Annotated in this window: 9 protein-coding genes and 1 riboswitch; of the genes, 7 read left to right on the top strand and 2 right to left on the bottom strand. The window is 34.9% G+C overall.

Features of this window, described 5'->3' with window-relative positions:
- Positions 1-38: 38 nt before the first annotated feature.
- Positions 39-314: a DUF3270 domain-containing protein gene (locus HMPREF9171_RS106515; RefSeq protein ID WP_000097985.1), complete on the bottom strand. Its 276-nt coding sequence runs from the start codon at positions 312-314 to the stop codon at positions 39-41.
- A 341-nt stretch (positions 315-655) separates the two neighbouring features.
- On the opposite strand from HMPREF9171_RS106515, the gene HMPREF9171_RS106520 reads away from it, so the two are divergent.
- The 4 genes from HMPREF9171_RS106520 to HMPREF9171_RS106535 all read left to right on the top strand — a co-directional run bounded on the left by HMPREF9171_RS106520 (position 656) and on the right by HMPREF9171_RS106535 (position 4258).
- Positions 656-1582, top strand: a complete 927-nt coding sequence (locus HMPREF9171_RS106520) for a peptidase U32 family protein (RefSeq protein ID WP_000411251.1) — start codon at positions 656-658, stop codon at positions 1580-1582.
- A gap of 129 nt (positions 1583-1711) precedes the next feature.
- A complete protein-coding gene (locus HMPREF9171_RS106525; RefSeq protein WP_000073158.1) occupies positions 1712-2998 on the top strand; it encodes a peptidase U32 family protein in 1287 nt (428 codons plus the stop codon).
- A 126-nt stretch (positions 2999-3124) separates the two neighbouring features.
- Complete coding sequence (locus HMPREF9171_RS106530; protein WP_001288869.1) at positions 3125-3337, top strand: YdbC family protein; 213 nt, start codon at positions 3125-3127, stop codon at positions 3335-3337.
- Positions 3338-3460: 123 nt separating this feature from the next.
- Positions 3461-4258: a TspO-related membrane protein gene (locus tag HMPREF9171_RS106535; RefSeq protein WP_000618017.1), complete on the top strand. Its 798-nt coding sequence runs from the start codon at positions 3461-3463 to the stop codon at positions 4256-4258.
- A 100-nt stretch (positions 4259-4358) separates the two neighbouring features.
- On the opposite strand, the gene HMPREF9171_RS106540 is transcribed toward HMPREF9171_RS106535, so the two are convergent.
- Positions 4359-5699, bottom strand: coding sequence for an Nramp family divalent metal transporter (locus tag HMPREF9171_RS106540; protein WP_001073014.1), 1341 nt, complete (start codon positions 5697-5699; stop codon positions 4359-4361).
- A gap of 419 nt (positions 5700-6118) precedes the next feature.
- Positions 6119-6233: riboswitch (FMN riboswitch) on the top strand.
- 136 nt (positions 6234-6369) lie between these two features.
- Between HMPREF9171_RS106540 and ribD the strand changes: the two genes are divergently transcribed.
- Genes ribD through HMPREF9171_RS106555 form a run of 3 tightly spaced genes read left to right on the top strand, consistent with a single transcriptional unit; the run spans position 6370 to position 9321 of the window.
- Entirely contained in the window at positions 6370-7479 is a 1110-nt protein-coding gene (ribD, locus tag HMPREF9171_RS106545) for a bifunctional diaminohydroxyphosphoribosylaminopyrimidine deaminase/5-amino-6-(5-phosphoribosylamino)uracil reductase RibD (protein WP_000975995.1), read from the top strand.
- Positions 7460-8110: a riboflavin synthase gene (locus tag HMPREF9171_RS106550; RefSeq protein ID WP_000493859.1), complete on the top strand. Its 651-nt coding sequence runs from the start codon at positions 7460-7462 to the stop codon at positions 8108-8110. Before ribD ends, HMPREF9171_RS106550 begins: the two co-directional genes overlap by 20 nt.
- Positions 8111-8127: 17 nt before the next feature.
- Positions 8128-9321, top strand: coding sequence for a bifunctional 3,4-dihydroxy-2-butanone-4-phosphate synthase/GTP cyclohydrolase II (locus HMPREF9171_RS106555; RefSeq protein ID WP_000885812.1), 1194 nt, complete (start codon positions 8128-8130; stop codon positions 9319-9321).
- Positions 9322-9333: the final 12 nt, after the last annotated feature.

The raw sequence follows: 9333 nt of genomic DNA, 5'->3' as shown, positions 1-9333 counted from the left end.
AAAGAAGCTACTATAGTAGCTTCTTTTTTATGAGATTTTTATTGTCTGAGTGACCAAATGAATGAAGAGACTGCAGATGTAACTGCTAGACTTGCCAGCATCGCTAGTAAGAAACTCCAGACAGGTGTTAAACTTAGTGCTAGTAATAAGAAAGAGATTAGCACAGTGGTTATACTGAAGAGAGCGATACGAGCAAAAAAGACTAGCTCACGCAACTTAGCACTGTGATCAAATTCTTGAAATACTTGAAATTTTGGTTGAGCTTGCTCTGTTTTGCTTTCGTGAGTTTGCTCTTGCTTAAGTGGTGATGACATAGCTTTCTCCTTTGATACTAGCATATCATATCACAAATAATAGAGTTTGTCACTAGTTTTTTGATACTATGAGTTAAAATAAAAGTTTTTTCTCAAAAAAACAAAAACATTGCCTATATTAGTAGTAGAATACTAAAAGTATTTTTTACTACTTTCCTTACTTTTTTAAATTGGAAAGGAAAAAAATAGATATAATTTCGTATAGTATTTCAATACTATATTTTTTCTTATCTGATAGTGCTTAACCTCTAAAGTGATATAATTTTCGAAAAGAATATTTTTTATTTATTCTTGTCAAGAAATATGCTTAAAAATGCTGAAAGTTTGTTATAATACTAATTATGGAAAAAATAATTTTGACAGCGACAGCTGAATCTATTGAACAAGTAAAGCAATTGCTAGCAATAGGAATTGACCGCATCTACGTAGGGGAAGAAAATTACGGTCTTCGTTTACCACATTCATTTTCAGACGATGAATTGCGTGAAATCGCTAAATTGGTACATGATGCTGGTAAAGAATTGACAGTAGCTTGTAATGCACTCATGCATCAAGAGATGATGGATAATATCAAACCATTTTTGGAGTTGATGAAAGAAATTAATGTGGATTATTTGGTAGTTGGTGATGCAGGAGTATTTTATATCAACAAGCGTGATGGTTATAACTTCAAACTTATCTACGACACTTCTGTATTCGTTACATCAAGTCGTCAAGTTAATTTTTGGGGACAACATGGAGCAGTAGAAACAGTTTTAGCACGTGAAATACCTTCTGAGGAACTTTTTAAGATGTCTGAGAACCTTGAATTTCCTGCTGAGATTTTAGTTTATGGGGCTTCTGTAATTCATCACTCTAAGCGTCCGTTATTGCAAAACTATTATAATTTTACTCATATCACTGATGAAAAAACACGTGAGCGTGGTCTTTTTTTAGCAGAACCAGGTGATCCAGAAAGTCACTATTCTATTTACGAAGATAAGCATGGAACTCATATTTTTATTAACAATGATATCAATATGATGACTAAAGTGACTGAACTAGTTGAACATCACTTTACTCACTGGAAATTAGATGGTATTTATTGTCCAGGAGATAATTTTGTTGCTATTGCTGAAATTTTTGTCGAAACAGCTCGTTTGATTGAAAATGGAACATTCACTCAGGATCAGGCTTTCTTGTTTGATGAACGAATTAGAAAACTGCACCCTAAAGGACGTGGTTTAGATACTGGATTTTATGATTTTGACCCATCAACAGTAAAATAAGATTTATTTGCTACGTGAAAGTTTTCTATTTCAAAGCGTAGCCAATTACACTAAGAACTGCATATCGATTGGTATGTTAATTAATATAGAAAATAATTCTTTTATCTTGAAAATAGAAGGAAATATAAGATGTCTAATGTAAAAAAACGCCCTGAGGTTTTATCACCTGCAGGAACACTAGAAAAATTAAAAGTTGCTATTGATTATGGAGCAGATGCTGTATTTGTTGGAGGTCAAGCGTATGGTCTTCGAAGTAGAGCTGGTAACTTTTCTATGGAAGAGTTACAAGAGGGAATAAACTATGCTCATGCAAGAGATGCTAAAGTTTATGTAGCGGCTAATATGGTTACTCATGAAGGTAATGAGCTTGGGGCAGGTCCGTGGTTTCGTGAATTACGTGATATGGGACTAGATGCAGTCATTGTTTCAGATCCTGCTCTTATTGTTATTTGTGCTACAGAAGCACCAGGTTTAGAAATTCATTTGTCAACTCAAGCCTCTTCCACGAACTATGAAACTTTTGAATTTTGGAAAGAGATGGGGCTTACTCGTGTCGTATTAGCACGTGAGGTTACTATGGCAGAGTTGGCTGAAATCAGGAAGAGGACAGATGTTGAGATAGAAGCATTTGTTCATGGCGCGATGTGTATTTCATACTCAGGACGATGTGTTCTATCAAACCATATGAGCCATCGTGATGCTAATCGTGGCGGTTGCTCTCAGTCATGTCGTTGGAAATATGACCTCTACGATATGCCATTTGGACAAGAACGTCAATCGTTAAAAGGCGAGATTCCAGAACCTTTCTCAATGTCAGCTGTGGATATGTGTATGATTGAGCATATTCCAGATATGATTGAAAATGGCGTAGATAGTTTAAAAATAGAAGGACGTATGAAATCCATTCATTATGTTTCTACAGTAACTAATTGCTATAAAGCTGCTGTAGATGCCTATATGGAAAGTCCAGAAGCTTTTGAAGCTATTAAAGAAGACTTGATTGATGAACTTTGGAAGGTTGCACAACGCGAATTAGCAACAGGTTTTTACTACCATACACCAACTGAAAATGAACAACTCTTTGGAGCTCGTCGTAAAATTCCTCAATACAAATTTGTTGGGGAAGTGGTTTCATTTGACAATGCTAAAATGGAGGCTACAATTCGTCAGCGTAATGTTATTATGGAAGGAGATCGCGTAGAATTCTATGGTCCTGGCTTCCGTCACTTTGAATGTTTTATTGAAGGTCTGCGCGATGCTGAAGGAAATAAAATAGACCGTGCTCCAAATCCGATGGAATTATTAACCATAACATTACCAAATCCAGTAAAAAAAGGGGATATGATTCGTGCTTGTAAAGAAGGATTAGTGAACCTTTATCAAAATGATGGTACTAGCAAGACTATAAGAGCTTAGATACTTTTATAACTATTTTGTCATTTTACATGGTCAATATTACTAAAAATTGTTAAAATAGAAGAAGTTCATTTAAATAGAACAAAAATCTATAAAAATAACGAATAGTATAAGTGGAGGTATAAAATGTCAGAATTTACATTTGAAATTGTTGAGAAGTTATTGGTCCTATCTGAAAATGAAAAAGGTTGGACAAAAGAGTTGAATCGTGTGAGCTTCAACGGAGCGCCAGCTAAATTTGATTTGCGTACATGGAGTCCAGATCATACAAAAATGGGTAAAGGTATCACTTTATCTAATGAAGAATTTAAAGTCATTTTAGATGCTTTTCGTAAATAAATAAAAAGTGGTTTCAAAAACCACTTTTTTTGTCGAGACAAACGAGTATTCAGTAAACATATTGATTAAAAAAATAGAATTTTTAAACTAAAAGAATTATAATGGAGGTAAAAGGAGGCCTCTATGATTAGACATTCATTTAAAAGTAAGATATTATTGTTAGTCTTTATCTTAACAATAATAGTGAATTATTTATCCGCAACAGGTTTGTTAACAGGGAACAGTCCGAAGAGTCTGTCTGATCGTTATCAAACGCTCTTGACACCAGCACCATTAGCCTTTTCAATTTGGTCAGTCATCTATTTATTGACCTTTTTAGTAATATTAAGAGCTATATTCAGTAAGAGTCAATCTTACCAAGATAACTTTGCTAGCATTTTTCCATACTTTTGGGGTCTTCTATTAGTTAATAATATATGGACTGTATTTTTTACGAGTAATTTGATTGGCCTATCAACAATAATAATTTTTGCTTACTGTATTCTTCTGGTTATCATTATCAAGATACTAAGTAAAAATAAATCAAAATTACTGCTTAGAATAACATTTGGAATTCATGCAGGATGGTTGCTAGTTGCGTCATTGGTCAATTTAGCGGTCTACTTAGTTAAAATTGATTTTAATTACCCATTACCAAAGGTATATATAGCTATCATTGCCTTGATTTTTATAACTGTTTTAAGTCTTTACCTAGCTAGGGTATTACAAAATGCTTACTTAATCTTATCCGTTTTTTGGGCTTGGTTGATGGTTTTTAAAGCACATTTAGAAGGAAATTTTCAACACCTATATTTTAGTATCCAAATTTTATCTTTGATTGCAGCAATTATCCTTGGCGTATCGTTTTTCATCATCGGTTATTATAATGTCAAGGAGAGGTACAAGCAAAAAAATACTAGCCCTTACTCACGGGTTCTTTAAAAGAAATACAAAAAGCTCCATCATTATGTACTTTCCTCTATCATTAGATGTATGTCTCATGATAGAGGTTCAGTTCATTAGTGGGGCTTTTTGTATTGTATTAAAGTAAATCCATGATTAATTTCAAATTGAGTAATGTTAAAATGATGGCGACAAGGTATGCTAAATAGGTATTCCATTTAGCATTAGCATGCTCTCCCATAATTGATTTTTGCGACGTGAAATAAATCAATGGAAAGATTGAAAATGGTAAAGCTAAGGAAAGAAAAACTTGTGAATAGACGATTAGCTGATCTAACGTATTTTCTTCGCCTCCAACTAGTAGGGCGATAACAAAAATTGGAAGAAGAGTTAATAATCTAGTACAAAGCCTTATTAACCATTGAGGTAATTTGAAGTGAAGGAAACCTTCCATAACGATTTGTCCTGTTAAAGTACCTGTAATCGTTGAATTTTGACCACTTGCTAGTAGGGCAACTGCAAAAAGGGTAGAAAGGAAAGAACTGGCTACTGCACCAGTAATAGTTTTATCAGATAAGGCAAGATACATTTGAGAAAAGGCACTGATATCATTAGCATGCCCATAAAATAGACTAGCTCCTAAGACTAATAGTAGCGAATTCACGACAAATGCAAGTGATAGCTGAATGTTAGAATCTAAGGTCATGAAACGTACAGCTTTTTTTATTGAAGATTTATTATGATAATCCACGCGTCTAGTCTGAGATAAAGAAGAATGTAAATAAAGATTATGTGGCATGACTGTTGCGCCGATAATGCCAAGAGCGAGGGTTAAAGGACTATTTTTTCCTTCATGTGATATGTTAAAAAGCTCATGGTGTGGTAAAAATCCTTTGAACATAGCATCTAAATCAGGTTGTGATAAAACAACTAAATATGTAAAGATTATCAAAATTGTCAATATGAGAACAGAAACAAAGGCTTCAATTTTTTGGACGCCTAACTTCATTAAGAGTAAAAGTAAGAATACATCCAAAATAGTAATCATGATAGACAGTAACAGTGGCCAGCCAAATAATAAGTGAAGAGCAATGGCAGAGCCAATGACTTCTGCTAAATCAGTAGCGATAAGGGCTAACTCAATGATAATAAATAGCAGGTAACGAAGCGGTTTTGGGAGTCGAGAAGCTGTTGCTTGTGCTAAGTCCTGTCGTGTAACAATACCAAGCTTGCCAGCCATTTGTTGTAATTGCATCGCCATCAAAGAAGATACTAAAACAACAAACAATAGTAAGTAACGATAGGTAGCTCCACCAATAACGCTAGTAATCCAGTTACCTGGATCCATATAACCAACTGCAACCAAAGCTCCAGGTCCAAGAAAAGCTCTTAAAGTGTTCCAAAAAGAGCTATTGTGAGGAACCTCAACGCTCTGATTAACTTCGGATAAGGATCTTTTGACGGAATGATTTTGATTCATGTAATACTATACTTTCTAGTAATCTCAAGCCATTATAACAAATAGAAAATAGAAAAACAATTAAAAATTAACGCTACTTAATAATCGATTGAGGTGCTGTTTAGTATTAGAGAACTATTTTCTTAACAGTTACATTTGAAATAACAAAATAACAGATTTCTATCGATTATTTTTAGTTCCGTAGATTTACCTAAGTTATTTAAGTGGAGTAAACTATATCTGTAGTGAATTTTTTAAGAAATATAATCCAATAATACTATCGATTCTTGTTTGATTAGTTCGAAAGATTGCTTCATGGTATAGATATACTGTCTTGTAGAGATAAGAATAGATGAGCTACTTAATTATTATTTTATAATAAAAAACACATTATTTTTATTGACAAATAAAAATGAGTTTAGTAAAATAACTGTCAAATAGAATTTCTTCGGGGTCAGGTGAAAATCCTAACCGGCGGTATAGTCCGCGAGCTTTCGAGCATGAACTGGTGTGATTCCAGTACCGACAGTAAAGTCTGGATGAGAGAAGAATTCAGTGATTGTCTGCTACTTGCAGTTTTTTTGTGCTACCCAAAATATAATGCTAATTAGTATAATCAACGACTTCTCATCCCTCCCCTTAGTTTTCTATTTTAGAAGCTAAGGGTTTTTATTTTAGAAGGAAAAAGGAAATGATGAAAAAAGAAGACTACATGGCATTAGCCTTGAAAGAGGCTGAGAAAGGTATGGGGTTCGTTGCTCCCAACCCATTAGTAGGTGCTGTTATTGTTAAAGATGATCGTATAATTTCCAAAGGTTATCATAAACGATTTGGAGATTTACATGCGGAAAGACAGGCTATTAAAAATGCTGATGAGGATATCTCTGGAAGTACTCTGTACGTGACTTTAGAACCATGCTGTCATGTGGGTAAGCAACCACCTTGTACTGAAGCTCTTATTAAATCTGGCATCAAAAAAGTAGTAGTTGGAAGTTTAGATCCAAATCCTTTAGTTTCAGGAAAAGGGATTGCCTTGTTAAGAAAAGAAGGTTTAAATGTTGAAGTTGGTATCCTAAGAGAAGAATGCGATGCTCTGAATGAAAGATTTATTTTTCACATGACCTATAAGCAGCCTTTTGTTTATTTGAAATATGCTATGACTTTAGATGGGAAGATAGCTACAAAGACGGGCGATTCTAAGTGGATATCAAATGAGCACTCAAGACAATCTGTTCAGAAATTGAGGCAAAAATGTAGTGCTATTATGGTCGGTATCAATACTGTATTAGCTGATAATCCACGTTTAACTTGCCGTATTCCTAAAGGTGAAGCGCTTGTGAGGATCGTATGTGATAGTCAGTTGAAGATACCTTTAGACTCTTACCTAGTTAAGAGTGCTAAAACAATACCAACATGGATTGCAACATGTTCAGATAATCTTGCTCAGCAACAAACATTAAAAGAAATGGGTTGCCGTTTGATTAAGGTTCCAAGAAAAGATGGAAAGCTGGATTTGAAAGTATTAATGACTATTTTAGGACAAGACGGGATTGATAGCCTTCTTATTGAAGGAGGAAGTAGTTTACATTTTTCAGCTTTAGAAGCTGGTATTGTTAACAGACTAATTGTTTTTATTGCACCCAAAATAATAGGAGGTCTGAAAGCAAAAACAGCTATTTCTGGAGAAGGCTTGGATTGGCTTAACCAAGCTTTCAGAGTAAAAGATATTGAACTTAGTCGTATGGATTCTGATGTTGTTATTGAAGGAAAGGTAGAACTTTATGTTTACAGGAATTATTGAGGAAATGGGTCAAGTCAGTCGTATTCGGAATGGCATAAAGTCCCAACAATTAAGTATTGATGCTCCCAAACTAGTCCCTTTATTAAGAAAAGGGGATAGCGTAGCTGTTAATGGTGTTTGTTTGACGGTTCTTGACAAAAGTGAAACAGCTTTTATAGCAGACGTCATGCCAGAAAGTATGATGCGAACAAGCTTAGCTGCTTTACGACTTCATTCTAAAGTTAACTTAGAATTAGCACTCAGAAGTGACTCAAGGTTAGGGGGGCATTTTGTTCTTGGACATGTGGATGGGGTTGGAAAAATAGAAAAAATCCAAAAAGATGATATTGCTGTCAGATTTTCAATTGATGCTCCGCCTAGTATTATGTCTTATATTATAGAGAAAGGTTCGGTGGCTCTAGATGGGATTAGCCTAACGGTGGTATCATTTACAGAGCATTCTTTTGAAGTTTCGGTCATTCCCCACACGATGGCACAAACTAATTTATCCTTAAAAAAGGTTGGGGATTTATTAAATATCGAAGTGGATGTTTTAGGCAAATATGCTGAGAAATTTTTAGCACCGACTAATAGAACTAATCACACTTCATCGGTAATGGATTGGTCTTTTTTATCAGAAAATGGCTACTAAGAGAGAGGAGAAAGCTAATGGCCTTTAGTCCAATAAAAAAACTTTTACAAGACATCAAATCAGGGGAAATGGTAGTTTTGATGGATGACGAAAATAGAGAGAAAGAAGGGGACCTTATTTGTGCGGCTGAAATGGTGACAAAAGAGTCGATTAATTTTATGGCTAAATTTGGGAAAGGATTAATTTGCTTACCTCTGTCTAATTACTATGCTGAAAAGTTAGAATTAGCTCAAATGGCTAGCCATAATACTGATAATCATGAAACAGCTTTTACCATATCCATTGATCATCTATCAACTAGTACTGGGATTTCTGCGGAAGATAGAGCTTTGACAGCTAAGATGGTTGCTAACGACAGTAGCAAAGCTAAAGACTTTAGACGTCCTGGGCACTTATTTCCCTTGTTAGCCAAGGAAGGAGGAGTTTTAGCTAGAAATGGACATACTGAAGCAACCGTTGACCTATGTCGTTTAGCTGGATTAAAGGAATGTGGACTTTGTTGTGAAATAATGGCTGAAGATGGTAGTATGATGAGAAAGGATGAGTTATTAGCATTTGCTCAAAAGCACGATTTAGCTATCGCTACCATAAAACAATTGCAAGACTATAGACGTCAAGAAGAGGGAGGGGTGGTTAGAGAAATTGAGATTCAGCTACCAACGCAATTCGGTCATTTTACGGCTTATGGATATAGCGAAGTTGTGGCAAATAAGGAACATGTTGCCCTTGTTAAAGGGGATATTAGTAGTGGTGAAGATGTTTTATGTCGTTTACACTCAGAATGTTTGACAGGTGATGTCTTTCATTCCTTGAGATGTGATTGTGGGGAACAACTGGCTAATGCACTCCAACAAATAGAGGCTGAAGGTCGTGGCGTCCTTCTTTATATGAGACAGGAAGGTCGAGGAATTGGTTTGATTAATAAGTTAAAAGCTTATCATTTGCAAGAAGAAGGCTTAGATACTTTAGAAGCTAATTTGGCTTTAGGTTTTGAAGGAGATGAGAGAGACTATGGAGTTAGTGCTCAACTTTTAAAAGATTTAGGTATAAATTCTATAAACTTACTAACCAATAATCCAGATAAAATCCAACAACTTGAAGCAGAAGGAATTTGCGTCAAAAACAGAGTGCCATTACAGGTGGCAGCAACAGCTTATGACCTTAATTATTTAAAAACTAAGAAAGAAAAAATGGGACATCTTTTAGATTAAAGGAGGAAGAAA

The sequence above is a fragment of the Streptococcus agalactiae ATCC 13813 genome, assembly GCF_000186445.1.
Taxonomy (GTDB): domain Bacteria; phylum Bacillota; class Bacilli; order Lactobacillales; family Streptococcaceae; genus Streptococcus; species Streptococcus agalactiae.
The sequence above is the reverse complement of the archived record's forward strand: the minus strand, read 5'-3'. Positions and strand labels throughout refer to the sequence as shown.

What these genes read in the sequence shown, in the direction of transcription:
- HMPREF9171_RS106555 (WP_000885812.1), top strand. Translation starts at nt 8,128, where the DNA reads ATGGCCTTTAGTCCAATAAAAAAACTTTTACAAGACATCAAATCAGGG.
- HMPREF9171_RS106520 (WP_000411251.1), top strand. Translation starts at nt 656, where the DNA reads ATGGAAAAAATAATTTTGACAGCGACAGCTGAATCTATTGAACAAGTA.
- HMPREF9171_RS106530 (WP_001288869.1), top strand. Translation starts at nt 3,125, where the DNA reads ATGTCAGAATTTACATTTGAAATTGTTGAGAAGTTATTGGTCCTATCT.
- HMPREF9171_RS106525 (WP_000073158.1), top strand. Translation starts at nt 1,712, where the DNA reads ATGTCTAATGTAAAAAAACGCCCTGAGGTTTTATCACCTGCAGGAACA.
- ribD (WP_000975995.1), top strand. Translation starts at nt 6,370, where the DNA reads ATGATGAAAAAAGAAGACTACATGGCATTAGCCTTGAAAGAGGCTGAG.
- HMPREF9171_RS106550 (WP_000493859.1), top strand. Translation starts at nt 7,460, where the DNA reads ATGTTTACAGGAATTATTGAGGAAATGGGTCAAGTCAGTCGTATTCGG.
- HMPREF9171_RS106515 (WP_000097985.1), bottom strand. Translation starts at nt 314, where the DNA reads ATGTCATCACCACTTAAGCAAGAGCAAACTCACGAAAGCAAAACAGAG.
- HMPREF9171_RS106540 (WP_001073014.1), bottom strand. Translation starts at nt 5,699, where the DNA reads ATGAATCAAAATCATTCCGTCAAAAGATCCTTATCCGAAGTTAATCAG.
- HMPREF9171_RS106535 (WP_000618017.1), top strand. Translation starts at nt 3,461, where the DNA reads ATGATTAGACATTCATTTAAAAGTAAGATATTATTGTTAGTCTTTATC.